Source organism: Bacillus sp. LQ01 (assembly GCF_057624735.1).
Genome location: NZ_JBYEZL010000001.1, coordinates 1,397,594 through 1,422,814 on the forward strand (window position 1 = coordinate 1,397,594; position 25,221 = coordinate 1,422,814).

The window sequence follows — 25,221 nt, forward strand, 5'->3', positions numbered from 1 at the left end:
ATACAAATTGGAGAAATGGGGGAGCGCTATGCGCGATTACTTAATTAAACCACTTGTTGGTCAGCCGTATCCAATGATTTCACATGGAAAAGGTGTTTATTTGTATGATCAAAATGGCAATAAATATTTTGATGGTTCGTCAGGAGCAATTACGGCAGGTATTGGGCATGGCGTAAAGGAGATTGCAGACGTTATTAAAAAGCAAGCTGAGGAGATTGCTTTCGTTTATAGATCACAGTTTACGAGTGAACCAGCTGAAAAATTAGCGAAGAAGTTAAGTGATTTAAGTGTAGGAGATTTGAACTGGAGTTTTTTTGTAAATAGTGGTACGGAAGCGAATGAAACAGCTATGAAAATTGCAATTCAGCATTTTCAAGAGCGAGGTATTCAAGGGAAACATAAAATTTTATCAAGATGGATGAGTTATCACGGTATTACGATGGGTGCTTTATCAATGTCTGGGCATCCACTACGTAGACAACGTTTCGTATCTATTTTGGAAGATTATCCGACTATACCAGCTCCATATTGTTTCAGATGTCCTGTTCAAAAGGTATATCCAACTTGTCAGCTGGCATGTGCGACTGAACTAGAAAGATCAATTGAAAGAATTGGTGCAGAGCATATTGCTGCTTTTATTGCTGAGCCGATTATCGGAGCAGCTGGAGGCGCGGTTGTTCCGCCGAAAGACTATTATAAAGTCATTAAAGATATTTGTAATCATTACGATATTTTATTTATTGCGGATGAAGTAATGACTGGGCTTGGTCGTACTGGAGCATGGTTTGCGATGGAGCATTGGGGCGTAGAGCCGGATATTATGACACTTGGTAAAGGGTTAGGAGCGGGATATACACCGATGGCAGCGACAGTTGTAAGTGATCGTGTTATGGAACCAATATTACGTGGATCACGTTCAGTAATGAGCGGTCATACGTTAAGTGCAAATCCATTGTCTGCAGCAACGGCTTTAGCTGTTATTGAATATATGGAGAAACATAATCTTCCTGAAAAAACAGCAGAAAAGGGAGAGTATTTAATAAAAGGCTTACAGAAAGTTCAGCAACAATCGACAATCATTGCTGATGTGCGCGGAAAAGGGTTGCTAATCGGAGTAGAATTGCAACCGTTTACAAAAGCGTCAGAGCTTATTTCAGTTGCAGCTAAAAATGGTCTGCTTTTATACCAAGCAGTTTCAGGGCAAGCAGGAAAAGAAGATAGTGCACTGCTTGTAGCACCGCCAATGACAACTACATATTCCGAGTTAGATGAATTACTTTCAATTTTCTCTAAAAGTGTGGAAGAGATGATGCAAAAAGGAGGGCATAGTATCGCATGACAACTATTACAAATACATTCGGTAAATTAAAAGAAATTGAGGAAGTAATTTCTTTGTTCCATGATGATATGACATTGATGTTTGGGGGATTTGGAGGGATTGGATCCCCTCCATCTTTAATACAGGCAATTTTAGAAAAAGGCGTTACAAATTTAAATTTAATTGGAAATGACACTGGATTTCCTGATGTAGGTATCGGTCGTCTTGTTACAAATGAAAGAGTTAAATCAATAATTACTTCTCACATTGGCTCCAATCCAAATGCAGGAAGGCAACTAAACGAGGGAAGATTACAAATTGAGTTTTCTCCGCAGGGAACATTAGCAGAGCGTATTCGCGCTGGTGGCGTTGGTCTTGGTGGTGTTTTAGTTGATGTTGGTGTTGATACGATTGTGGAAGAGGGAAAACGAACAGTTGAAATGAATGGTAAGACCTACTTAGTTGAAACAGCATTAACTGCTGAAGTTTCAATTGTATATGCAAAAAAGGCAGATCCGTTTGGTAACCTTGTATTTGACAAAAGTGCACGAAATATGAATCCTCACGTAGCGATGGCTGGGGATATAACAATTGTAGAAGCGGAAGAAATAGTCCCGCTTGGAAGTTTAGATCCAGAGGAAATTGTCGTTCCAGGTGTTTTCGTAAATTATATTGTACCGTCGGAAGGAGTGAACTGGAAATGGGTATGGGCGTAGAAGTGAGGGATAAGATTGCTAGGCGTGCGGCGAAAGAAATACAAAATGGTATGATTGTAAATTTAGGTATTGGCATACCATCGCTTGTACCAAATCATTTGCCTGACGATATAAATGTTATGTTTCATGCGGAAAATGGAATCGTGGGCATGGGACCAACGCCAAGTAAAGGGAATGAAGACGAAAATTTGTGTAATGCAGCAGGTTTACCAACTTCTCTTATAACAGGAGCGAGTTATTTCGATAGCTGCACAGCGTTTGGGATGATTCGAAAAGGTTTGCTAGACATAACGATTCTTGGTTCATTACAAGTAAGTGAAAATGGCGATTTAGCAAACTGGATTGTACCTGGAAAACGTGTTCCAGGTATTGGTGGAGCAATGGATTTAGCACAAAAAGCGAAGCGGGTCGTTGTTGTGATGAATCATGTTGATAAGTACGGAAATGCAAAAATTGTTTCAGAGTGTACATTGCCATTAACTTCAAAGAAATGTGTAGATTTAATTATTACTGATATGGCAGTCATGGAGGTAACTCCGAGTGGACTTATATTACAAGAATTAATGAGCCCATACACAGTAGAAGATGTAAAACGACATACAGAAGCTGATTTTCAAATTAGTTCTAACTTACTAGTAATTGAATGAAGGGAGATGTAATATATGGAGCAATTAAAAAAGCAAGTTTGTGATTATATTGAGAGCCATGAAGAGGAAAGTGTGAAATTTTTAAAACGATTAATTCAAGAAAAGAGCGTATCTGGTGATGAAAGCGGTGCGCAGGCAATTGTGATTGAAAAATTACGTGAATTAGGTTTAGATCTCGATATATGGGAGCCCTCTTTTTCTAAAATGAAAGATCATTCTTATTTTGTATCACCCCGTACAAGTTTTTCAGATAGCCCAAATATTGTAGCAACTTTAAAAGGAAGTGGCGATGGGAAATCTATGATATTAAATGGGCATATTGATGTAGTTCCAGAAGGGGATGTGAATCAGTGGGAACATCACCCTTATAGCGGTGAGAAAATAGGGAATCGTATATATGGCCGTGGAACGACGGATATGAAGGGCGGAAATGTCGCACTTATGCTTGCGATGGAAGCGATCATTGAATCTAGTATTGAATTAAAAGGAGACATCTATTTTCAAAGTGTAATAGAAGAGGAAAGTGGTGGAGCAGGGACATTAGCAACTATATTACGAGGATATAAAGCAGATGGTGTCATTATTCCAGAGCCTACTAATATGAAGTTTTTCCCGAAACAACAAGGTTCCATGTGGTTTCGTCTACGTGTAAAAGGGAAAGCTGCACACGGTGGAACGCGCTATGAAGGGGTTAGTGCAATTGAAAAAAGCATGTTTGTTATAGAACATGTAAGAAAGCTAGAGGAGAAAAGAAATAGTCGAATTACAGATCCGTTATTTAAAGGAATTCCAATTCCAATTCCAATTAACATTGGCAAAATTGAAGGAGGGAGTTGGCCAAGTTCTGTTCCCGATGAATTAATTTTAGAAGGAAGATGCGGTGTTGCGCCGAATGAGACTATAGAGGCGGCAAAAGAAGAGTTTGAGAATTGGATTGTTGAATTAAATGATGTGGACAATTGGTTTGTTGAAAATCCGGTAGAAGTAGAATGGTTTGGAGCGAGATGGGTTCCTGGTGAATTAGAAGAAAATCATGAACTCATTACAACACTTCATCATAACTTTGTTGAAATCGAAGGGAACGAACCAATTATTGAAGCATCTCCGTGGGGGACTGATGGAGGTTTATTTACACAAATTGCAAACGTACCAACAATAGTATTTGGTCCAGGAGAGACGAAAGTAGCACACTATCCAAACGAATATATAGAAGTTGATAAAATGATAGCTGCCGCAAAAATTATTGCATGTACATTACTAGATTGGTGTGAGGTGAAAAAATGAAATACTATGAATCTTTTAGAGAACAGACGAATTGTTATACAGTAGAAGGCGTTTTAGATTATTTTAATAAACGTATCCGGGTAGATCACTATACAGGAAATGTTGAAAGCATTATACAGACAATTGACGAACTAGCAGAGAAACATTCTTTCACTAAATGTATTATTAAAGGAAAGGGAGAGCATGTTTCAACATGGCTCTCTTTCGGTTTTTTGTTGGAAGCAACGATACCTCATTATTTTCAAGGACACGATGCATACTTTTTTGTGAAATATAATAATGATGAAAGACGAAATAGTATGCATTGGACTGAGGAAGATACTATATTAAGCGGTGTAAAAGGAAAAGAAATAAAAGAAAAAGTAGTTCCAGAGAAATTTTTGCTGAGAAAAGCGACTGAAGAAGATGCAGAAGAATTAGCAATTGTCTTCGGAAAAGTATTTGAAGTGTATCCGACACCTTTAAATGAAGCGAGTTATGTATTACAGACGATGAAAGAAGACGATACAATTTACTACGTGTATGAATTTGAGGGGAAAATTATTAGTACAGCATCTGCAGAAATGAACATAAAGGAAGGGAATGCAGAATTAACGAATTGTGCTACTTTACCTGAATATCGTAAACATGGATTTATGAAAAGTTTACTAATTAAATTAGAGGAAGAGCTTCGAGAAAGATCTATTTTCTGCTCCTATACAATTGCTCGATCGCTTTCTTTCGGAATGAATGCTGCCTTTCATCAATTAGGCTATACGTATACAGGAAGACTGGCGAATAATTGCTACATTTTCGATAAGTTGGAAGATATGAATATATGGGTGAAAGATCTATCTAGTTATTCGAAAGCAGTAAAACTTCCGTCTCAAAATTTGGTTGTAAAGCAAAACAGTTAGGTGGAGCTGGGTGTTCGAAAAGCTGTACTAATTAGAGTTTCGAGTTATCTAATTAAAATATAAAATTGGTCAAAATTATAGAACGGAATCGTCATGCTTACAATCGCACATAGGTGTGCCGAAAATTCGGCATGTAATTGCCGGATTTTCGGCAAGAGGGGGGATGACATTGCTAGCAGTTTCGACACAAGAAGTCATTGAAGCGATTTTGGGCAGTATTGATGAGGCTATACACGCTGTAGATGAAAATGGAATTACAATATTTTATAATTCTGTAGCTGCAAAACACGATGGATCCAAGATTGAAAAAGTGTTAGGGAAACATCTCTTAGAAGCGTTCCCGTCTTTATCAAGGGAAACGAGTACATTGATGAAAGTACTAGATACAAAAAAACCTATCGTACATCAGGTACAACATTATCAAAATTTAAATGGTGAAGATGTTTGTACAGTAAATACGACGTTACCTATTTTTATAGATGGGAATATTGCTGGGGCTGTTGAAATTGCAAAGGATTACTCTACAATTCAAAAACTTACTGACACAATTGTTGACTTACAGTCGAAAATAAAGCGATCATCTAGAAAAAAAGTGATTAAAAAGCACGCTGCATTTGAGACGATAGTGACAAATGATACGCGGTTTAAACAGACGAAAGAGTTAGCACAAAAAGTAGCACCAACAGACGCGAATGTTTTAATATATGGTGAAACAGGAACAGGAAAAGAACTGTTCGTACAAGCAATTCATGAAGCTTCTAAAAGAAAAAACAAGCCATTTATTGCACAAAACTGTGCAGCTTTACCAGAGTCGCTATTAGAAAGTTTATTGTTTGGAACGACAAAAGGAAGCTATACGGGAGCGATTGAAAGAGCTGGGCTATTTGAACTTGTTGATGGTGGTACATTATTTTTAGATGAACTGAATTCAATGCCACTTGATTTGCAGGCAAAAATGTTACGAGTGTTAGAAGATGGAGTCATTAGAAGAATTGGTGATAATAAGACGAGAAAAGTAGATGTTCGTGTTATTACCGCAATGAACCAGCCTCCAGAAATATGTTTACGAGAGAATAAAATTCGCACTGATTTATATTATCGCTTAAACGTATTTTCATTATATATCCCACCGCTTCGTGAAAGAACTGAGGATGTACTATTATTAGCATCTTATTTTTTGAAAGAATATAATAAAAGTTATAAAAAAGGTGTACTTCAAATTGATGAGGAAGCGAAAGATAGACTGCAAGCTTATCAGTGGCCTGGAAATGTCCGGGAGTTAAAACATACGATTGAACATGCTGTTATTATTGCAGAAGGGAATACATTGACAGCCAATTGTTTACCACGTACATTCCGGAAAGAGAAGTTTTCGAAGAAGAAGGGTATAATGCCACTTAGAGAAGCACTTCATCAAACAGAAAAAGAATTAATAGATCAAGCGTTGATTGAAACGGAAGGGAATATATTACAAGCCGCAAAAATGTTGGGTATCCCTCGTCAAACGCTTCAATATAAACTGAGCAAGTACGACAAAACCGCCGAATAATCGGCGGTTTTTGTGTGTTTGCACCAATAAAAGAGCGTTTACATATATAAAAAGTAATGAATATGATGTTAAGTATTGATTTCATACAACGCTTAAAAATATTTTTTCGCTTATGTAATAGGGTTCTCCGCACATTTACTTATCAACAATGTAAAGTTGGCATAACTATTGCTTATATAAAGGATGAGCGTATAAAAAGGGGGAATAGCAATGTTACATGATGTATACAAACCAAATCGTCACTGGAAGGATATCGAATTATGGAAAGATGTTACTGAAGAGCAATGGAATGATTGGGTTTGGCAATTAACGAATACGATCAAAACGTTAGATGACTTAAGAAAAGTGATTAACTTAACACCTGAAGAAGAAGAGGGCGTTAAAATTTCAACGAAAACGATCCCGTTAAACATTACACCGTACTATGCTTGGCTAATGAATCCTGATGATCCACGCTGTCCGATTCGGATGCAATCAGTACCGATTTCGGAAGAGTTATATAAAACAAAATATGATTTAGAAGACCCACTTCACGAAGACGAAGATTCACCAGTTCCAGGGCTAACACATCGTTATCCGGACCGTGTACTATTCTTAGTAACAAATCAATGTTCTATGTATTGTCGTTACTGTACACGTCGTCGTTTTAGTGGACAAATTGGAATGGGTGTACCAAAGAAACAATTAGATGATGCAATTGCTTATATTCGTGAAACGCCACAAGTACGAGATGTATTAATCTCCGGTGGTGACGGACTTCTAATTAACGATAAAATTTTAGAATATGTATTAAAAAATTTACGAGAGATTCCGCATGTTGAGATTATTCGTATCGGAACGAGAGCACCAGTAGTATTCCCACAACGTATTACAGAAAACTTATGTAACATTATTAAAAAATACCATCCAGTATGGTTAAATACACATTTCAATACATCTATTGAAATTACTGAAGAATCGAAAAAGGCATGTGAAATGTTAGCGAATGCTGGTGTTCCAGTCGGAAACCAAGCAGTAATTTTAGCTGGTATTAACGACAGCGTTCCAATTATGAAAAAACTTATGCATGACTTAGTAAAAATCCGTGTACGTCCATACTACATTTATCAATGTGACTTATCTGAAGGTATCGGTCACTTCCGTGCACCAGTATCTAAAGGTCTTGAAATTATTGAAGGTTTACGTGGACACACATCTGGTTATGCTGTTCCGACATTCGTTGTTGATGCGCCAGGCGGAGGCGGTAAAATTGCACTTCAACCAAACTATTTAATCTCACAAAGTGCAGATAAAGTTGTACTTCGTAACTTTGAAGGTGTTATTACGACGTATCCAGAGCCAGAGAGCTATATTCCAGGAAGAGCGGAAGGATACTTTAAAGAGATTTATCCGAACTACGAAGAAAAACGTTCAGATGTTGGTATCGCAGGTCTTATGAGCGATAAGAAATTTAACCTCGTTCCAGACGACTTACAGCGTATGAACCGTCGTAAAGACTACGAAGATAATGATACTCATGCATCTTTAAAAGATAAACGTGATAAGCGCGATCAATTAAAAGATAAAAAATATCAAGCACAAATGGCTAAGTTAGAAGAAAACGACAAAAAAACTGAGGGTGATGCAGTATGAATTGTATGTGGTGTGACAGTACAGAAGCGAAAGAAAGCTTGAATACTGTATATTGGGAATTACCAGATGGTACGAAAGCCATTGAAATCCAAGAGACACCATGTATTTCTTGTTCCTCGTGCGGGATGGACTATCAATCAGACCATACAGTAAAAGAAATTGAAGATCAATTATTCTTAATTTACACGAAAGATTTACCAAAACAACTAACATATGAAGAATTAATGGGAAGACCGCGTCTATTAAAAAGAAATTATTTCGACTTTTAACCAGCTTTTATGCTGGTTTTTTTCTTTTTTGCCTTGTATAATGTACCCAAGTTAGAAAGGTAGGGAATATTTTTGAAAAAGACATTTTACCATTATATGATGAAGCATCGTGCAGCTTTATTTAGAAATGAAATTTCAGATTTAGCAGAGGCGATGTATGATGATTTAAGTTTTCCGAAGCAATCTGAAGACTATGATGAAATTAGTTCATACTTAGAGTTGAGCGGAATGCTAGAAAGTATGTCTATATTTGATGAAGCCTGGGATTTATACATACAAGATAGATAAAAACTATTTGAAAACATACAGAATACATTACTTTATTTAAAGTGAAGTATTCTGTATGTTTTTTTATTATGAAATTTGTTGATTTGAAGCTAGTCTAGTTACTAGCTTTTGTTTGAGTGTAATTTAAATTTTATAAGATTATATTTTTTATTGAAAAAATTTATGAATATAAGCTTCTGTGATAAGCGTTTTTATGTAGGTTGCATATACTGATATCAAAATCACGACGTCAAAAAAAGGAGAGATAGAGATGGCAAGAAAAAAACAACCTAAATACAACGTAGGGGACATAGTCGTGATTACGCTATATGGAACCGTTGGGAAAATCACAAATATGAAGGTTTTAGATGGAGTTTATGTATACGAAGTCAATAATCACGATGGATTTTACGTAGAGCAAACTTTGCAGCACGTTACAGAGCAAGATATGAAAAAGGGCGATACGGAGTGGATTGAATTAAATTATAATTTCACGTTTGGTGATCTTGTGCAAGTAACTGGATATGATAAAGATGTTTTCCGTATTGTTGGTTTTCGTACAGAAGTATGGAGATATAAGAATGACGCATGGGAAGATACAATTTATGAATTGTCACGGATTACGGATGGTGAATGGTTAGAAGCGGATGAATCAGATTTAACGTTACTCGCCAATGCTCAAACGGCAAATGCAATTTTGAAGAAAATGAAACAAGATAAAGCAGGTATGAATAAATTAGATTTAGGAAAGTTAAAGTCAATTAACAACTCGAAAAAAGTGAGTGTTAAGACGAATCGTCAAGAAATCATTGATGGATTACTTGACATTTATAACGATTATCAATTATTGTTCGATACATTTAAAGATGAAGAATATAAAATTGTAATGGATGTTGTTCATAATTATTTAGTTAAATTGACAGAGAAAAAATAGTTAACTAGAAAGAGAGAATAAATTGAACAACAACATATGCAGTATAAGGTATGCCTACAACTATTAAAAAAATAAAAAGCCACTTTATAAGAGAGTCTGCCCATTGATCCTCATGCATGAACTCTTCTTTTGTTTGTCCTACTTCATATTGATTTTCCATTATTATTTCCCCCTTTGAATAGCTTGTACTACAATCGTATGCATCTCGTCCAAAGCTTATGACCTATAAAAAAATAAAATCTATTTTTCTAATCTCATATACATAATTTTGAGATTTTTTCATAAAACAGAAATAAAGGAGTGATGCTCATGAAGGAAATTGAAGTCGTGATTGATACGGAAGAGATTGCGGAGTTTTTTTATGAGCAACTAATTGAAAGAGGGTACGTCCCAAAACGAGAAGAAATTGAAGATCTCGCAGATATTACATTTGAGTATTTATTAGAGAAATGCATGATTGATGAAGTTTTTGATGAAGAGGATGAATGAAAGTAACGACGGGCATAACTCGTCGTTTTTTACTCTTTACAAACCTGTCACAAGTATAGTCAATAATTATTGATATAATGAAAAGGAAATTTTACTCAAGAGGTGAAGGAATGTTCAAAAAAATTATTGATTCTTTATTAGGAAAGAAAAAATATCGTTCGTATTCAAGTAGTGATTATCGTCGTAGAGGGCGCTCGTATTCAAGTAGCGATTATAAACGACGTTCATCTGGTTATGGACATCAACATTATAAAAGAAAACGTAAAAGCCGTAGCTTCTTTTCAAGTAGCTGATGAAATGGCGTCGTGTACTAGCATTATTTGATAGACCACTGCGAAAAAATACAATTGTTGCAGAGCATTATAAAATTGAATCAGTAATTGGAATGGGCAGTTATGGGGTTACATATGTCGTTAATGATTTGCAAATAAATAGATATAAAGTCTTAAAACAATTAAGACAAAGTAAACAAAGATATGAGTCTGGTAGAAAATCATTTGAACAAGAGAAAATGATTTTACAAACATTAAATCATCATGCAATTCCTAGTCTATATGATCATTTCATATGGGAGAAAAAGAGCTTCTTTGTGATGGAGTACATGTCTGGTAAAAATTTTGAAGATTATATTTTCATAGATGGGTATGTATATACAGAACGTGAAGTTTTTGAGATTTTATATGAAATATTAGAAATTGTATCGGTGTTTCATAGTGAAGGCATTATTCACCGAGATTTACGCATTCCAAACATATTAATGAAAGAAAATCAAATTAGTATTATTGATTTTGGATTAGCTAAATGGAAAGGTGAGGATGATGAGCGAGCTACAACTTACGAAGGTGAACAAGCTTTGATGCGAGAAGTTCAATTTCGTAGCGACTTTTATGCGCTCGGTCATTTCTCATTATTTTTATTATATGCAGGATATGAATCTAATGAAAAACAGGAAAAACCATGGTACGAAGAATTAACTTTGGAAAATTATAATCGCGAAATGCTTATGCGAATGTTACAAATAAAAACGCCGTACTATGAGAATGTACAAGATTTAAAACAAGATGTAGCTTCTGCTTTAGAAAGGATGGAGACTCCATGTTTCAAAAGTTTTTAGCAAGCGTTGGTATTGGAAGTGCAAAGGTAGATACTGTTCTTGAAAAAGATGAGTATATTGTTGGGGAAGAAATAGTTGGAAAGGTTCATATAACTGGAGGTTCAGTTAGCCAACAAATTGAAAGCATTTACTTAACATTATCGACGTCGTATGTACGAGAAGTGGATGATAAAAAAGTAACAGCAACATATGATTTAGAGCGAGTACGCTTAACCGAACCTTTTTCTGTAGAACCAAATGAAACAGTTGACATTCCATTTTCTTTTCCAATGCCAATTGAAGCACCACTTACACTTGGTATGAAAACGGTATGGATTCATACAGGTCTTGATATTAAACGTAGTATAGACCCAAGTGACCGCGACTACGTTCAAGTGTTACCTAATGCATTATTAAGTAGTGTTTTAGATAGTGTAAATGAATTAGGGTTTAAAGCACGTCATATAGAATGTGAAGAATTACCGCACCGATTACGTAAACAAGTTCCATTCGCACAAGAATTTGAGTTTATTCCGGTTTCTGGAGAGTACTACGGCAGATTAGATGAATTAGAATTATTAATTTTGCCACGTGCATACGACCGATTAGAAATAATTATGGAAGTAGATAGAAAATCACGTGGATTAGCTGGTTTATTCGCTGAGGCACTTGATCTTGATGAGAAGGTTATTCGCTTCACTGTAACAAGAGAAGATATCCCTGAGATGAAGCAAAAAATTAATAATTATATTTTTTAATAAACTATGCATAAAAAAGAAATGGAGAGGAAAACTAAAACAACCGCTCCATTTTTTTGCATAGTGAGGTTATGTATGTGAAACGATATCGACATTTATACTTGCTAAGTTTTACGTTACTCATTTGTTTTGTCGTATTATCACTTTCGTATCATACCGCTTGTATTGAGAACTTTGACAATATAGTCGCACATTTTATTCAAAGCTTTCGAAACGATTATTTGACGACCTATTTTACTTGGGTGTCTTTTATCGGTTCCAAAAGAATATATTTTCCATTACTCATTATTCTTGTAATGTATTTTCTCGTTAGAAAAAAGTTGCTTAGTGCGTTACTTCTAACAATTAATTACTACGGATCTCGTTATTTAAACAGTATGCTTAAACTATGGTACGAACGAGCAAGACCTGATGTCACGCAGCTTGTTACTGCAACTGGATATAGTTTTCCGAGCGGTCATACGATGAATGCTACTGCTTTTTTAGGATTTATTGCATACGTCACAATTACTGAAGAGCGTATTTCGTTGCATAAAAAATTGTTAATTATTCTTATAGCAAGCTTTGTTGTATTATCTATTTCAGTTAGCCGAATATATCTTGGCGTGCACTATCCATCTGACATATTAGCAGGATGGGCAGCTGGTGGTAGCTGGCTCGTTTTATGTGTTATATTCCATAAAACGTTCATAAAAAAAGAACCTATGTCATAATAGGTTCTTTTTTCATTGGCTCAACATGAATGTGTGCATGGTAAATTCCAAACTTTTTGCGAAGCATAGCTTCGATGTTGTCGGTAATACAGTGACTTTCTCCAACATCCATGCGAGCATCTACTTCAATTGTAATATCAACGTACGTTTGATTCCCATACATACGTGCTCTAATATCTACAATGTTTTCCACACCGCCAATATGCTCAATAGCATCAGCGTATTCTTCCATTTTATCAGGATCAATTCCATCTGTAAGCATATGAGAAGATTCTACGAAAATCTCCCATGCAGTTTTACAAATAATAAGACCGACAATTAAAGCGGCAATAGGGTCTAAAATAGGCATTTGGAACTGAGAACCGACAATACCTACTACGGTACCAATACTTACGAGTGCATCTGATAAATTATCCTTTGCAGCGGCTTCTAATGATTTACTTTTTGTTCGTGCTGCAATTTTTTTCGTATACAAATACACGCAGTACATAACGACAGCAGAAAATAAAGCAACCCATGCAGCGAGTATATTAGGCGCTGCTTGTTTCGGATTTAAGAAAGATTGAATGGCACTAATAACAACTTCTAATCCGACTGTTGCCATAATGAAGGACGCAACAAGTGATGCGATTTGTTCGGCCCGCGAATGCCCATACGGATGATCTGGGTCACGAGGTTTACGAGATATTTTTAGACCAATTAATATCGCTAAAGAAGCACCGATATCCGTTAAGTTATTTAAACCGTCAGCACGTAATGCGCTAGAGAGGGTAATATAACTGATGATGATTTTCATAGAGGATAAAAATATGTAGGCCATAATGCTGACAATAGCACCTTTATCAGCTTCTTTATGAGAAAGAGTATCCATTTTAATCACTCACCTTTCTTTAAAGGAATTTCTTTCTATAAATAGAGTATCAAACGAAAGTCGTGTGGGTCTATACAAACATTGTTGACGTTTTATAGCTTTTTAAGAAGGGGATAACAAAGTTTCGTGAAGGAAAAATATGTTGAAAAGTACAAAGTTAGGGTGTGAACCTAATTAGAGTTTATTTACTAAAGAGATAGGAGGGTAGATGGATGAGGAAACGAGTACTTTTCTTACTACGTATTATTCTTATCATGACAAGGTGTAATTCATTAAACGATGAAAAACGTCAAAAGATAATTATGAAAACAGATGAAAGCCCTCTGAAAAATATTTTCCAGAGGGCTTTCAACTTAGTATGCTTCTAAAAACTCAGTAACTTGCTCTTCAGTTTTTGCATTAGCACTATGTAAGTGGCCTAGCTTCTCACCGTTTTGGTATACAAGTAAACTTGGAATACCCATTACTTGATACTCTTCAGCGATACTTGGAAACTCATCTTTATTAATAGAATACCATTCAAATTTATTGAACTCTTCCATTACATCTCCGATAAAGTTGTCCATACGTACGCAATCTGGGCACCATGTAGTAAAGAACTTAACAACTACTGGCTCCTCGCTTGCGATGATGTCTTTGAATTCTTGTTCTGTTTTAATTTCTTTCATAAGTAAAACTCCTTTCAATATCACACGAATTTATATGCAAAATTCGTATTTGCAAACATGTTGCAAACTTATTATTTGTTTTTTAGTTTTGTAGTTCGTTCACACTTATAAAATTGTATGTAACATGACTGCGCTACTAAGTGTGAAAATAACGGAACCTCACTTTTCTTTATAAGCTTTTTCCAGGATTGTGTCAAACTTTTGAATTTTATACAGAAATTAAAGAAGCCCAAACTTTGATTGAGTATGGGCAGAGTGACTAAAATTAATTGCTTATTAATTTCGAATAAATATTTAAATCGATAAGCTTTCCAGCTGATTTTTCGCTTTTTCTCAGAGTACCTTCAAAAGTAAAGTTTAATTTTTCTAATACTTTTATGGAATTTACATTTGCTGGTTTAACTTTTACAAAAATTGAATTAGGTTAGAAATTATATGGTTGTAATGGGAATTGAGGGATATGAATAAAAAAATTGTATCCCGCATTAACGGGCAGTAAGACCCCCACTGATTAAAGTTTCACTTTATTAGGGATTTGCCTTAAACATTTATTACAGTCAAGAATATTTATAATAATATGAACTAAAAAAGGTCCAATTTTTGTAATGTTGGAGGGGAGTATTGTGGACATAACTCAAAGCGTGGCAAGAATAGTGGTTAATGGGAAAGACCTTTCTTTCACTTCAGTTCAAACCTCTGCATGGAATCATGGACCTGTAAATGATCTAATCATTACGACGAATCAGAGGGTGAATGAGCTTTTTCAATTCATGTGGTCACAAGTACCGGTTACGATGTCGATATATTTTCTTCAAGGGGCGGATTTACTTAGGTTCGTTAGGGTTGCTGGAATCGATGAGCGTGTAACCGGAGAATATGTATATCATTTCATTTGGTAATAAGAAGAATTCAAAGTAGTCTAGCAGCTACTGTTTTATTTTGTCATTTGAATATAAGCGAGCGGACTAGCTTATAGTACCTACTGAAATAAAGAATCATAATATAATTTGTAATAAATTATACGGAAGTGAGTTGAAGATCATGTTTTATTCATATTTTAATTCTGAAGCTGGCATACGACCAGCGTATGGTACGTCTATAACGTATAGTGGAGCACAAAGTACAGTCCAAGCTATTCAACAAGCATTGCAAATGCAACAACAAATGCAAATGCAGCAGCAAGGAGTACAACCATATTACTCATCCGTAGAGTATTTTTATCCAGTACATCATGTTACACCGTACGGAAGTTCTTTTCTTACTATTCCATATGGAACTATATACAACTTATAACTAGTAAGGAATGAAGTGGTTTATATAAATAAGGGTGTAGATTAATAGCGCCCTTATGAATAAGAAAAATAGCTAGTCCAAACCTTATAAATCAATCTTACATAATATGTAGTAATAAGTTTGAAAGGGGAATTAGTATGTCTTGTTATTACTACTGTAAGTATTGTAAGGAGTATAAAAAGAAGCATCATGATTGTTGTAAGAACACTAGTAAGTGTCATGATAATAAGGACAATCTTGTTAGAGCATCGGCATTTAGAGCTAGAAATACTGTGAATCAAAATGTTCCTGCTAATACTTTTGTGAAAGTGTTATTTCAAAATGAACAATTTGATTTAGCGAATGAGTATAATCCAGCAACATCTATTTTTACGCCGAAGACTAAAGGTGTATATTCTATTATTGGAACGATTGGTTTCTTTCCAAACGATCCAACTTTAAATTATAGAGCGCGTGTAGAAATTCGTGTGAATGGAAACGCAGCGATAGCTATAGATAATGACTTTTTTGGTCCAATAAGTTTTGGAAATGTCGTAAGTGTTTCGACGATTGTTCAATTGAATGCAGGGGATGAAGTTGAGATTTATGCACAAAGTAGTATAGATGGGGTTTTAAGTCCTTTAGAAGATGGGGCACATTTTGAAGCAGCAAGATTTCCTTCTCCAATTAAATAAAACAGACTATTAAATGCTTTTTAGTAGGTTTAGTTAATCCCCTTACCAAATGGTGGGGGATTATTATTGTTTTTCTAAAATATATAAGTAAATAGGTAAAGCGTAGTTTAATTTGTAGGGGCTTCAACCTTCTTCAGATAATAAACAGAATAATAAGTAACATGCTTGTGAAAACTCATTGTTAGTAAGTTTACTAGTTTTCTTATAGAACAAGAAAGACGGAATACATAAAAGATCGTATCATTACGTTTTTTCTTTACTATATAGAAATTATATATTGAACATAGATTTGTGTAGGGAATGCTAATACACTGAAAAGAATAGCGTAAAGGCGATTACACTATATAAAAACAAAATCAATCCTAAGATGAGTAGTATCGGATGCAGCTTGAACATATTTGACCTCCTTGAGTATATAAAGAATTTTAATATATTGTTGGCCAATTTAGAAGGGGGACGGTTACATAAAAAAAGAGCATACATAATAAGTACGCTCCAAAGAAAGATAGGTTTTATGAGTGGATAATCTCCATACGATAATATATGTTCTTTTAATAAAAACGTGTAAAAAATCAATGAATTATCAATGGAATATCATAAAATGAGTAATTTTAGTCTAGGAATGCAGTTATTTTCTTTCTCAGTTATTTTTAGGTAACAAAGTTGTGAAAATCGTGCATTATGCGGACTAACAACGGGATAACGATCGTACTTCAGTTACATATTTCTTAAAGTCTGGATATTGCGTGATAGTTTGACATTTAGGGGTGCATAGTTGATTAATTATAGACACATTTGTAATTACTTCGTTACAAGGACCGAAAAATGTAACTTTTAGTTTTGAATTTGGTGGAATTTTAAACACGATAGGTTTTTTTTCCATGAAATCAGCTCCTAATATTGAGTATTATAATTTAAAGGATATAGAGTCGTATTAGTATAATATGAAATTTCAGTGGATTTGCTTATAATAAAGAATTTCATAGTAGTAAAAGTGCTTAAAGATGTAAAGGGGAAATTGAGAATGTGAAATAAAATGTTTAATTAATATAACTAATGCATTTTTTAGTTTGTTACATATTATGTTAGTAAGAATGGTATAAGGAGGTAGTATAAAATATTGGAAGAAAATGTACAAGTTCAGCTTTCACCACCTTGGATCACAAATTTTAATGAATTAAAAAATTCAACATTTGACTTAATAATATATAGAAAATGAGTAGTGATTTTTATTAACTGAAAGGGAATTGATACTGGAAGTTTTAAGTTAATAATATAAGAGGATTTTTTCTAATATCTATAAAAATGTTCAATACCTAAATTGATAGGATGAGACTACATAACAAATAGTAAGGTATATTTCGAATATGAGAATATTTTTTGTGACATACATGTTAAAGCTAATAGAAATATTTCTGAAAGAGAATATATTTTGAAAAACAGTAAAGATTCTTTTTACTTATATTATAGATAGCTAGTTTTAGAGAGAGGAGGCTTACAATAAAACTAGCTATGAATAGGACATTCAAAAGGAGCTGGAATGTATGGGGTATATTGTAGATATTTCAAAATGGAATGGAACTATCAATTGGGATATTGCAGCATCTCAGCTAGATTTAGTGATTGCTAGAGTTCAAGATGGCTCTAATACGGTGGATTTTATGTATCAAAATTATGTTAGTGAAATGAAAAAGCATAGTATCCCATTCGGTAATTATGCTTTTTGTCGTTTTATATCTATTGCTGATGCAAAGAAAGAGGCACAAGATTTTTGGAATCGTGGTGATCAATCTGCTAAGTTTTGGGTAGCGGACGTAGAAGTTCAAACGATGGTAGATATGCAAGGCGGGACACAGGCGTTTATTGATGAATTACGCCGTTTAGGTGCGGAAAAAGTAGGATTATATGTAGGGCATCACACGTATCTATCATTTGGAGCACGTAATATTGAAGCTGATTTCGTATGGATCCCTCGTTATGGAGGGAATAAGCCAGCATATCCATGCGATATGTGGCAATATACGGATTCAGGGAATGTTCCTGGGATTGGGAAATGTGATCTGAATCGATTAGTAGGAAATAAGTCACTTTCTTGGTTTATAAATTCGAACAAAGCAAATCAATCTAACATAGTGTATACACAGCAACCGAATGGCATTGGTATTGCAGTTTCGAAATATCCTGATGGATATGGAATAAATTTATATGAAAACCCCATGAATCCTCAATTTACAGGTACACTCACTCAAAAAATTCCATATTTAATCTTAGCAGGTTATTGGGGAGGCGGTGAGCAAGATATGATTTGTTTAGGGAACGATAAGCAGTGGGTATATTTAAAACATTTTAATGTGAAATGGTTTTATGCAACTTCAAAATATCCTGTCGGTTACGGAGTAAATTATTATGAAGAGCCTGAATGTATGAATTATAAAGGAAACATAGATGGATCGACATCTTTTCGAGTGTGGGGTAGAGTGGGAAATGCGGTAGATATCGGACAGAATAGTTGGATACCTGAAAAACATGTAATTATTAAGCAACTATAGAAGCTATATTTTTTTGAGAATTATATAAAGAGCCTTCTTACTATGCATAGTAAGAAGGCTCTTTATATTTAAAAATGAAAATACATGATACATAGTCAACTCATATGAAATGAATTACATGTAGAAAACACACTGTTTTCACAATGACTGTGTATAGTTAATTTGCATAATGATAAAAGTGAGGTATTTGAATTGAAAAAGAAGAAAATATTTATTGGAACAATTATTTCATGCATGATGCTAGCATTATCTGCATGTGGTTCCTCAGACAACGTAGTAACATCAAAAGTAGGAAATGTTACAGAGAAAGAATTAAGTAAAGAATTACGACAACAATATGGAGAAAGTACTTTATATCAAATGATGTTAAGTAAGGCATTGCTAGATAAATATAAAGTTTCAGATGAGGAAGCAAAAAAGAAAGTAGAAGAAGCAAAAGATAAAATGGGTGAAAACTTTAAATCGACTTTAGAACAACTTGGGTTGAAAAATGAAGATGAATTAAAAGAAAAAATGAAGCCAGAAATTGCATTTGAGAAAGCAATTAAAGCAACAGTTACAGATAAAGATGTGAAAGATAACTATAAACCAGAAATGAAAGTAAGTCACATTTTAGTGAAAGATGAAAAAACGGCTAAAGAAATAAAGGAGAAAGTAAATAATGGTGAAGATTTTGCTGCCTTAGCAAAACAGTATTCAGAAGATACTGGTTCAAAGGAACAGGGCGGGGAAATATCTGGTTTTGCCCCTGGACAAACAGTGAAAGAATTTGAGGAAGCTGCGTATAAATTAGATGCAGGCCAAGTAAGTGAGCCGGTTAAAACAACTTACGGTTACCATATTATTAAAGTGACGGATAAAAAAGAATTGAAGCCATTTGATGAAGTAAAGGATAAAATTCGTAAAGATATAGAACAACAAAGACTACAAGATACGACAGGTAAATGGAAACAACAAGTAGTCAATGATTTATTGAAAGATGCTGATATTAAAGTGAATAATAAAGAATTTAAAGATACATTTAAATTTCTAGAAAAGAAATAATGACTGTAATCATAATTAGAAAAGGGAACTCATATAGAGTTCCCTTTTCTAATTAGTGTGTGAGTTATAAATAGATAGTAAGACAATACAATATTACATTTAAATATTAAGAATTACAATGGAAAATTATGGATTATAATTTTTTCAACGAAAGTGGATATTCTACGGTTTTCATTATGCAAGTTTATTACATATATTTACTCTTTAATAATGGATATCGAACATAATTTAAAAAATAATACATATAATGTCTTTGAATAAATATTTAACATGGATAATTAGTAAAAAGCTGAGCATTCGATTGGAAAGGATGTTCTTTTTCATATGAAAATTTTAGGATAAAGAATGAATCGTTTTAAACGCGTCATTTACCACATCAATAAATTAAGGTGGTGGAGAATATATGAAAGTAATCTTTCAAGGAGAGGGCGGCGCGAAAATTTTTGAGTCATATGATGAAAATGTAAGTGATTTATTAGCTATATTAAAAGAAACGAAAGGGATTAAAATCGGGATGGTTGAGTATAAAGTGTTAAAGTACGAACTTAATTATTTTCGTCATCCGAAAAAAGCGGATACAGAGAGAGAGTTACATATAATAGTACAACCTAAGTATATGTAATAAAATATAATAATAAAAATCATTGATTCAGTTTTGTAAAGTTCCATAGAGTATGTAAGAAAAGAGAGTGTTGTAAATGCTCTCTTTTCTTATGCTTTGTGAGTTCGTTCATCATAGTATATGTTTTCAGTTATAGATGGTTAATAAACGATAAAAATTTAAAACTTTTTCGTTTAGGCAGGGATTTTATATTTAAATAAATAAATATACTATGAAGTATTTTTTATACGAATACTGGAGGAGTATAAAATGAGTTTAGCAAGTTACACAGGCTGTAATGTAGAAATTCCGTTAACGGATCCGGATTCTAATAATCTAATTGTTTTTGGACCGTGTTTTTCAGATGAAAGTATGCTTGAAATTGTACAAGATTATCAATTCCAAACAAATTACACATATGAGGTTTCAACTAGTTGGGGAATTGAACTTGTCGAGTGGCAAAATGTAAAGGAAAAAAAGAAGCGAAAGAAAAACTTTTAACTTTATGGAAGGTTATTTGGAAGATAGAGACTATTTCGAATTATTTAGTTGTTGGGTTGGTGATGAAGATAAGGAACGAGTAGGGGAATTGAACTTAAAAATAAATCATTTTAATATAGATGAATTATGTATTCCAGAAAGAACATTAGTTAGGATAGAAAAATAAGCTTTGAAATATTTTTTAGAAAAAGGCGATTTCACTTTGGGTGAAGTCGCCTTTTAGTTGTTATATGCATGTTATATAAGAAATGAGAAATTTATTTGATAAAGGAAAAAAGTATGGAGATAAATAAAATTATGTTTTTTGTTAAGAAATAATAAGTATGGCTCTTCTCAAAAGAACGTAAGTTCGTGTATAATAGGAACGAATGTTCTTTTAAGAAGTAACCTAATTATAGTTTAGAAGTAAATCCGAGTTTAGTGAGTATTAAAAATAACTAAGGGATAGTATGGCTAAATAAATGTATAAATGATCAAGGAGATAAAAAATGAACGATGTAAAGATACAAAAAGAAGAAAGAGAGTGGGTTCCGTTTACAGTAATGTCCGAACAACTTTTAAATATGAGAAAGATTATTGGAGAGAAATTAAAAGTACAAAAACCGCTTTTAACAAATGAAGCAAAAGAGAGAATTTCTGATAAATTATTAACGTCATTACTGTCTGAGAAAGAAATATTGGTAACATATTTTGAAGATGGTTACATACTAACAAGCTACATGACTGTTGTACATATCAATCCGGTAAAACAAATTGTAATTTGTACAGACGCCTTTTATAAAACTTACGTATTTAACGCTATGGATATTATTGAAATAACGTAAAAGAAGCTGAATATTAAATGGCAGCTTCTTTTATTTCTGATTTATGAGACAAATAATACAAGAAAAAGCAGCTAGCTTCGTGCTAGCTGCTGAGCCCCAGGGAAAGGGAGAAAAAGATAGGGTACTCCAAAATCAACAAGAGCTGTCAAACAGCCTGATTATAGTATAGACAAATTAAAATTTTCTATACAGAAAGTTGAACATAAGATTAGGCTGTACCCACTTGGTTTTGATCTGCAAGGTCAGAATCAAATGTATTGGTCGCGCTAACACCGTTAAAAGTATTAACAACAAAACCAACGTTTGATGCGCCGGAACCATTATAAGCTTTCGTATTTTCTTTCGGAGATACGTTGTAGAAATCACCTAAGTTAAATGATCCATTGCTATTTTGTACAACTAAATTTCCTACAACTGATGGCATAATTTTCACCTGCTTTATAATAAGTTGTTAACATTACTATATGGAGTTATAGTCCAGATGGTTCATACAATAAAAATTGTGGAATAGTAAAACGTTTGGAGCGTGGATTTCAATAAAAGTGTGTTAAAATTAATATAATAAAGTTGAGTAATTTTTTTAAAAAATTTGTATAATTGATATATATGAAAATAAAGGAGGCAAAATGTAATGAAAGATATTATGAAAAAAGTTGATTTAACAGATGCCAAATCAAGTAATCTTGTTGCATTAATTTATAGTAATGAAGTTATATTAGTTGAAGACGCATTTTGTCCAAATGAAATAAAATTAAAGTTTAATGAAATTGCAATTTTATCTGCAATTAAAACAGCTCATATTGCGAAAGTGTCTATTAGGAAAGAACTTGAAGCGCTTTTTCATGACACGGGTGTTATATTAGTGAAACAAAATGTTGATTATGGCAGTAGCCAATCTATTACCATGCATTTTGAGCAATTTAAAAAATTGCAAGATGAGATTGAACATTTAAATAAAAGTATGTAATAAAGCAGCTAAATAAAGGTTCTATCATAAAGGTGGAATGTGTTGTGTTGAAAAAGTGGTTTAAAAATTATTTGGGTGAATCGCATTGTAAACATAAATATATTTTTATTAAGATGCAGGATAATGAGGATTTTAAAAAAGGTATATTAGGTGTAGTTTATATTTACCAGTGTGAGAAATGTGGAAAAGAGAAGTTGAAATGTAAAAACAATAATGAAATAAACAATGAATTTTTAGATATATAGCAAAAAGTAACCATGATGGTTACTTTTTTTGCTTATGTATGCAATATCAAAACCATTACTAAAGTATGAGTTGAGTTGATACTATAGTAAATCGCTGAATAAAAATGAAGAGAGTAAGATATAGGGAAGGAGGATGAGAGAAATGAAGCGAAAAGAAATTAGTAAATCTGTAATTATTACAGGTGTGACACAAGGGTTAGGACGTGCGATGGTTGATCGATTTCATGAATTAGGGTGGAACATATATGGTTGTGGACGTTCAAAAGATAAAATTGAAGAACTAAAAAAACAGTACAGTAAAATACATGATTTCCAAGTAATTGATGTTTCAGATTCTCAGCAAGTTAATAACTGGGCAAATTATATATTTAATAGACATACGGCTCCCGATCTGATAATAAATAATGCATCGATTGTAAATCAAAATGCACAACTTTGGAAAATTACGGCTCAAGAATTCGAAAATGTAATGAATGTAAACGTGAATGGTGTAGTAAATGTAATAAGAGCGTTTGTTCCCGCAATGGTAGCTAGGAAAGAAGGAATTATCATTAATATGAGTTCTAGTTGGGGGAGAGAAGGTGAAGCTGAGCTTGCGCCATATTGTGCCTCGAAATTTGCAATTGAAGGTATCACTAAATCTATGGCCCTGGAATTACCCCATGGCATGGCTGTAGTTGCTTTAGATCCTGGGGGGAGTATTAGTACTCCAATGCTGAAGTCATGTGCGCCACAATATATAAATGAATCGCCTACACCTGAAACTTGGTCACATAACGCAATTGAATATATATTGAATATAACAATAGATAAAAATGGAGATTCATTGACATGCCCAGCATGCGTATAAAAAGCACCTTTAAGGTGCTTTTTATATTAGTAGCACATTAGATCATTCACAAAATTACATCTGAAAAATAAAATAAAAGATTAAGGGTGAGATTTGTTTGTTTTGAAAGCTTTAGAAAATATTTGAATAGGTGATAAAAATGAATCCAAGCAGTTTAAAAGTGACAGGGGCATGGTTTCAAGTAGGGGGGAATCTTACAGCTGCTATTGGAACGACAAGAGGATTTATTGGAGAAGAGAAAGTTGAATCGGAACTTGTTATTGTAGGAAGCTCATTACAAGCCCTCGGGTATATATTACAAATCATTGCGAGCAATTATGATGATGGGGAAGAAAAAAGAGAGAATCAAAGTAAATTACTTGATCAAATAGGAATTGAGTTATTAGCATTAGGAAATATATCAAATGTAATAGGAATATATTTTAATATAAATGAACAATTGAAAGAAAATGATTATCTTATCATTACAGGGAACAGTTTACAATCGATTGGTGCTTTTTTAGGAGTAGAAGCAGCTTTGGTGGATATAAATGTATTACAGAAAATTATTATACTGGGTAACTCCATGCAAAGTTTAGGAGCTGGATTACAAGCGTATCAAGGTGTTTTAAATGTATTGAAAGATGAGAAAGAAAATAAAGATAGTATTTTTGATAAGAAGGATGAGAGAATCATTGCACTCATTGGTATTTGGATACAAGCGATAGGAACGTTAATTTCCGCAATTGGAATAACTGCAATAGAGGAAGAAAATAGGCTAGAAAACAATGAAAAGTCTGAAATACTTATATAAATAGAAGGAGATACATTGATTTTAGAGGCAGGTTAAGATTAAAATGGTAGTAGGTTTTTTTGCGTATATTTTGAAAAGTGATATATAAAATACAAAATAAGGAGTTTTCAAGGGATGATGTATTTATTAGCAATTTTTCTTCCACCTGTTGCTGTATTATTTTGTGGAAAACCAATTCAGGCAATCATAAATTTCATATTAACATTAATATTTTGGGTTCCAGGAGTTATACACGCAATTCTTGTAGTGCATGATAAAAAAGCTGATCAGCGTTTGAAAAAACAAATTCAAGCATATGATGAAATTAATAAGAGAAATCGAAGATAATTCATCTGCCAAATGTTTTTAAAAGAAAGGAGGATTAACCTCCTTTCTTTTTTTAGTGGGTGTTAAGTTTAAATTTTTGTGTGGCGGAAAGAATTTTTAATGTAAGTATTATGATAATAACTTTTAGATTGTGCATGTAATAGGCCAGTATAAATGCTTTCTGGTACATTAAAGAAATCATACATACCATGCTTTAATTGGATTCGCAAAATCATAGAAAAAGGATTATAACCAACAGCAACTATATTTTTTGAGGTAACCGGAGATAGCTTCATTATTATGCAACTCCTTATTTTTCATTTTTAATAATTCTTTGTAGGTAACGGTATTGTGGTGTTGAAATCTTTATAATTAAAGAGGTATTATACCTATATTCAATATATTTAATATTGGTTATACGTAATTATAAGTAAGTTCACACGAAGTTCATATCGATATGCTATTTTTAT

The 25,221-nt window shown here is 33.6% G+C and carries 35 protein-coding genes and 1 pseudogene; 29 read left to right on the forward strand and 7 right to left on the reverse strand.

Annotated elements, in window-relative coordinates; translation table 11 throughout:
* Nucleotides 1-28 precede the first annotated feature (28 nt).
* The 10 genes from AC22L0_RS07370 (at nt 29) to AC22L0_RS07415 (ending at nt 9,512) form a co-directional block, all read left to right on the forward strand.
* A complete protein-coding gene (locus tag AC22L0_RS07370; RefSeq protein ID WP_001205879.1) occupies nt 29-1,339 on the forward strand; it encodes an aspartate aminotransferase family protein in 1,311 nt (436 codons plus the stop codon).
* The gene (gene atoD, locus AC22L0_RS07375; protein WP_000208102.1) at nt 1,336-2,034 is read left to right on the forward strand and encodes an acetate CoA-transferase subunit alpha; all 699 of its coding nucleotides are present in this window, start codon (nt 1,336-1,338) and stop codon (nt 2,032-2,034) included. The genes AC22L0_RS07370 and atoD overlap by 4 nt, the downstream gene beginning before the upstream one ends.
* On the forward strand, nt 2,019-2,681 hold the full coding sequence (locus tag AC22L0_RS07380; protein WP_000525278.1) for a CoA transferase subunit B: 663 nt from the start codon (nt 2,019-2,021) through the stop codon (nt 2,679-2,681). Before atoD ends, AC22L0_RS07380 begins: the two co-directional genes overlap by 16 nt.
* Nucleotides 2,682-2,696: 15 nt before the next feature.
* The gene (locus tag AC22L0_RS07385) at nt 2,697-3,965 is read left to right on the forward strand and encodes a peptidase (protein WP_087967875.1); all 1,269 of its coding nucleotides are present in this window, start codon (nt 2,697-2,699) and stop codon (nt 3,963-3,965) included.
* Complete coding sequence (gene ablB / locus AC22L0_RS07390) at nt 3,962-4,861, forward strand: putative beta-lysine N-acetyltransferase (protein WP_000878597.1); 900 nt, start codon at nt 3,962-3,964, stop codon at nt 4,859-4,861. The genes AC22L0_RS07385 and ablB overlap by 4 nt, the downstream gene beginning before the upstream one ends.
* 163 nt (nt 4,862-5,024) lie before the next feature.
* Nucleotides 5,025-6,410: an arginine utilization transcriptional regulator RocR gene (rocR, locus tag AC22L0_RS07395; protein ID WP_011110073.1), complete on the forward strand. Its 1,386-nt coding sequence runs from the start codon at nt 5,025-5,027 to the stop codon at nt 6,408-6,410.
* Nucleotides 6,411-6,620: 210 nt separating this feature from the next.
* Nucleotides 6,621-8,042, forward strand: a complete 1,422-nt coding sequence (gene kamA / locus AC22L0_RS07400) for a lysine 2,3-aminomutase (RefSeq protein WP_000902142.1) — start codon at nt 6,621-6,623, stop codon at nt 8,040-8,042.
* Entirely contained in the window at nt 8,039-8,311 is a 273-nt protein-coding gene (locus tag AC22L0_RS07405; protein WP_000995763.1) for a YokU family protein, read from the forward strand. Before kamA ends, AC22L0_RS07405 begins: the two co-directional genes overlap by 4 nt.
* A gap of 72 nt (nt 8,312-8,383) precedes the next feature.
* Nucleotides 8,384-8,599, forward strand: coding sequence for a YozE family protein (locus tag AC22L0_RS07410; RefSeq protein WP_000750717.1), 216 nt, complete (start codon nt 8,384-8,386; stop codon nt 8,597-8,599).
* A gap of 250 nt (nt 8,600-8,849) precedes the next feature.
* Nucleotides 8,850-9,512, forward strand: coding sequence for a hypothetical protein (locus tag AC22L0_RS07415; protein ID WP_000101499.1), 663 nt, complete (start codon nt 8,850-8,852; stop codon nt 9,510-9,512).
* Nucleotides 9,513-9,516: 4 nt separating this feature from the next.
* Here AC22L0_RS07415 and AC22L0_RS07420 read toward each other — a convergent pair whose 3' ends face one another.
* On the reverse strand, nt 9,517-9,672 hold the full coding sequence (locus AC22L0_RS07420; RefSeq protein ID WP_000431486.1) for a DUF3930 family protein: 156 nt from the start codon (nt 9,670-9,672) through the stop codon (nt 9,517-9,519).
* Nucleotides 9,673-9,821: 149 nt separating this feature from the next.
* Between AC22L0_RS07420 and AC22L0_RS07425 the strand changes: the two genes are divergently transcribed.
* The 5 genes from AC22L0_RS07425 (at nt 9,822) to AC22L0_RS07445 (ending at nt 12,565) form a co-directional block, all read left to right on the forward strand.
* Complete coding sequence (locus AC22L0_RS07425) at nt 9,822-10,001, forward strand: YozD family protein (RefSeq protein WP_000658451.1); 180 nt, start codon at nt 9,822-9,824, stop codon at nt 9,999-10,001.
* 110 nt (nt 10,002-10,111) lie between these two features.
* Complete coding sequence (locus AC22L0_RS07430; RefSeq protein ID WP_000473371.1) at nt 10,112-10,294, forward strand: hypothetical protein; 183 nt, start codon at nt 10,112-10,114, stop codon at nt 10,292-10,294.
* A complete protein-coding gene (locus AC22L0_RS07435) occupies nt 10,294-11,115 on the forward strand; it encodes a serine/threonine protein kinase (RefSeq protein ID WP_000872051.1) in 822 nt (273 codons plus the stop codon). Before AC22L0_RS07430 ends, AC22L0_RS07435 begins: the two co-directional genes overlap by 1 nt.
* Entirely contained in the window at nt 11,097-11,852 is a 756-nt protein-coding gene (locus AC22L0_RS07440; RefSeq protein WP_000486631.1) for a sporulation protein, read from the forward strand. The genes AC22L0_RS07435 and AC22L0_RS07440 overlap by 19 nt, the downstream gene beginning before the upstream one ends.
* A gap of 77 nt (nt 11,853-11,929) precedes the next feature.
* Nucleotides 11,930-12,565 (forward strand): phosphatase PAP2 family protein, encoded by a 636-nt coding sequence (locus tag AC22L0_RS07445; RefSeq protein WP_000833370.1) that lies wholly within the window; start codon nt 11,930-11,932, stop codon nt 12,563-12,565.
* Here AC22L0_RS07445 and AC22L0_RS07450 read toward each other — a convergent pair.
* From AC22L0_RS07450 to AC22L0_RS07460, 3 genes and pseudogenes are all read right to left on the reverse strand, one after another.
* Nucleotides 12,555-13,436, reverse strand: coding sequence for a cation diffusion facilitator family transporter (locus tag AC22L0_RS07450; protein WP_000380380.1), 882 nt, complete (start codon nt 13,434-13,436; stop codon nt 12,555-12,557). The two genes, AC22L0_RS07445 and AC22L0_RS07450, sit on opposite strands and share 11 nt — an antisense overlap.
* Before the next feature lie 353 nt (nt 13,437-13,789).
* The gene (locus AC22L0_RS07455; RefSeq protein ID WP_000658787.1) at nt 13,790-14,104 is read right to left on the reverse strand and encodes a thioredoxin family protein; all 315 of its coding nucleotides are present in this window, start codon (nt 14,102-14,104) and stop codon (nt 13,790-13,792) included.
* Between the two features lie 265 nt (nt 14,105-14,369).
* Nucleotides 14,370-14,525 (reverse strand): annotated as a pseudogene (locus AC22L0_RS07460) (GNAT family N-acetyltransferase); the annotation flags it as partial.
* A 202-nt stretch (nt 14,526-14,727) separates the two neighbouring features.
* On the opposite strand from AC22L0_RS07460, the gene AC22L0_RS07465 reads away from it, so the two are divergent.
* The 3 genes from AC22L0_RS07465 to AC22L0_RS07475 all read left to right on the forward strand — a co-directional run bounded on the left by AC22L0_RS07465 (nt 14,728) and on the right by AC22L0_RS07475 (nt 16,071).
* Nucleotides 14,728-15,003 carry a hypothetical protein gene (locus AC22L0_RS07465; protein WP_000355689.1) on the forward strand — a complete coding sequence of 92 codons (276 nt, stop codon included), beginning with the start codon at nt 14,728-14,730 and terminating at the stop codon, nt 15,001-15,003.
* A 142-nt stretch (nt 15,004-15,145) separates the two neighbouring features.
* Nucleotides 15,146-15,397 (forward strand): DUF3947 family protein, encoded by a 252-nt coding sequence (locus AC22L0_RS07470; protein ID WP_000500091.1) that lies wholly within the window; start codon nt 15,146-15,148, stop codon nt 15,395-15,397.
* A 137-nt stretch (nt 15,398-15,534) separates the two neighbouring features.
* Nucleotides 15,535-16,071, forward strand: a complete 537-nt coding sequence (locus AC22L0_RS07475; protein ID WP_002100961.1) for a C1q-like domain-containing protein — start codon at nt 15,535-15,537, stop codon at nt 16,069-16,071.
* Between the two features lie 688 nt (nt 16,072-16,759).
* Here the strand turns inward: AC22L0_RS07475 and AC22L0_RS07480 are convergent.
* The gene (locus tag AC22L0_RS07480) at nt 16,760-16,954 is read right to left on the reverse strand and encodes a hypothetical protein (protein WP_000412557.1); all 195 of its coding nucleotides are present in this window, start codon (nt 16,952-16,954) and stop codon (nt 16,760-16,762) included.
* Nucleotides 16,955-17,615: 661 nt separating this feature from the next.
* Between AC22L0_RS07480 and AC22L0_RS07485 the strand changes: the two genes are divergently transcribed.
* From AC22L0_RS07485 to AC22L0_RS07510, 6 genes are all read left to right on the forward strand, one after another.
* Nucleotides 17,616-18,620 carry a glycoside hydrolase family 25 protein gene (locus tag AC22L0_RS07485; protein WP_000540659.1) on the forward strand — a complete coding sequence of 335 codons (1,005 nt, stop codon included), beginning with the start codon at nt 17,616-17,618 and terminating at the stop codon, nt 18,618-18,620.
* A gap of 192 nt (nt 18,621-18,812) precedes the next feature.
* Complete coding sequence (locus tag AC22L0_RS07490) at nt 18,813-19,664, forward strand: peptidylprolyl isomerase PrsA (RefSeq protein WP_000727342.1); 852 nt, start codon at nt 18,813-18,815, stop codon at nt 19,662-19,664.
* A 403-nt stretch (nt 19,665-20,067) separates the two neighbouring features.
* The gene (locus tag AC22L0_RS07495; protein ID WP_000864279.1) at nt 20,068-20,286 is read left to right on the forward strand and encodes a hypothetical protein; all 219 of its coding nucleotides are present in this window, start codon (nt 20,068-20,070) and stop codon (nt 20,284-20,286) included.
* 249 nt (nt 20,287-20,535) lie between these two features.
* Nucleotides 20,536-20,766, forward strand: coding sequence for a KH domain-containing protein (locus AC22L0_RS07500; RefSeq protein WP_000050527.1), 231 nt, complete (start codon nt 20,536-20,538; stop codon nt 20,764-20,766).
* Between the two features lie 4 nt (nt 20,767-20,770).
* Nucleotides 20,771-20,932, forward strand: a complete 162-nt coding sequence (locus AC22L0_RS07505) for a hypothetical protein (RefSeq protein ID WP_002005030.1) — start codon at nt 20,771-20,773, stop codon at nt 20,930-20,932.
* A gap of 322 nt (nt 20,933-21,254) precedes the next feature.
* The gene (locus AC22L0_RS07510) at nt 21,255-21,590 is read left to right on the forward strand and encodes a YolD-like family protein (RefSeq protein ID WP_001999741.1); all 336 of its coding nucleotides are present in this window, start codon (nt 21,255-21,257) and stop codon (nt 21,588-21,590) included.
* 208 nt (nt 21,591-21,798) lie between these two features.
* Here the strand turns inward: AC22L0_RS07510 and gerPF are convergent, their stop codons facing one another.
* A complete protein-coding gene (gene gerPF / locus AC22L0_RS07515) occupies nt 21,799-22,014 on the reverse strand; it encodes a spore germination protein GerPF (protein WP_001141565.1) in 216 nt (71 codons plus the stop codon).
* A 207-nt stretch (nt 22,015-22,221) separates the two neighbouring features.
* Between gerPF and AC22L0_RS07520 the strand changes: the two genes are divergently transcribed.
* The 5 genes from AC22L0_RS07520 to AC22L0_RS07540 all read left to right on the forward strand — a co-directional run bounded on the left by AC22L0_RS07520 (nt 22,222) and on the right by AC22L0_RS07540 (nt 24,772).
* A complete protein-coding gene (locus AC22L0_RS07520) occupies nt 22,222-22,557 on the forward strand; it encodes a hypothetical protein (RefSeq protein WP_000651907.1) in 336 nt (111 codons plus the stop codon).
* Between the two features lie 44 nt (nt 22,558-22,601).
* Nucleotides 22,602-22,802, forward strand: a complete 201-nt coding sequence (locus tag AC22L0_RS07525) for a hypothetical protein (protein ID WP_000915140.1) — start codon at nt 22,602-22,604, stop codon at nt 22,800-22,802.
* Between the two features lie 142 nt (nt 22,803-22,944).
* Nucleotides 22,945-23,652 (forward strand): SDR family oxidoreductase, encoded by a 708-nt coding sequence (locus tag AC22L0_RS07530; protein ID WP_000823058.1) that lies wholly within the window; start codon nt 22,945-22,947, stop codon nt 23,650-23,652.
* A 139-nt stretch (nt 23,653-23,791) separates the two neighbouring features.
* Entirely contained in the window at nt 23,792-24,445 is a 654-nt protein-coding gene (locus AC22L0_RS07535; protein ID WP_001070041.1) for a DUF6944 family repetitive protein, read from the forward strand.
* 114 nt (nt 24,446-24,559) lie between these two features.
* Nucleotides 24,560-24,772, forward strand: coding sequence for a YqaE/Pmp3 family membrane protein (locus tag AC22L0_RS07540; protein ID WP_000990218.1), 213 nt, complete (start codon nt 24,560-24,562; stop codon nt 24,770-24,772).
* Nucleotides 24,773-24,840: 68 nt separating this feature from the next.
* Here AC22L0_RS07540 and AC22L0_RS07545 read toward each other — a convergent pair whose 3' ends face one another.
* Nucleotides 24,841-25,047: a KTSC domain-containing protein gene (locus AC22L0_RS07545; protein ID WP_000777843.1), complete on the reverse strand. Its 207-nt coding sequence runs from the start codon at nt 25,045-25,047 to the stop codon at nt 24,841-24,843.
* Nucleotides 25,048-25,221 lie beyond the last annotated feature (174 nt).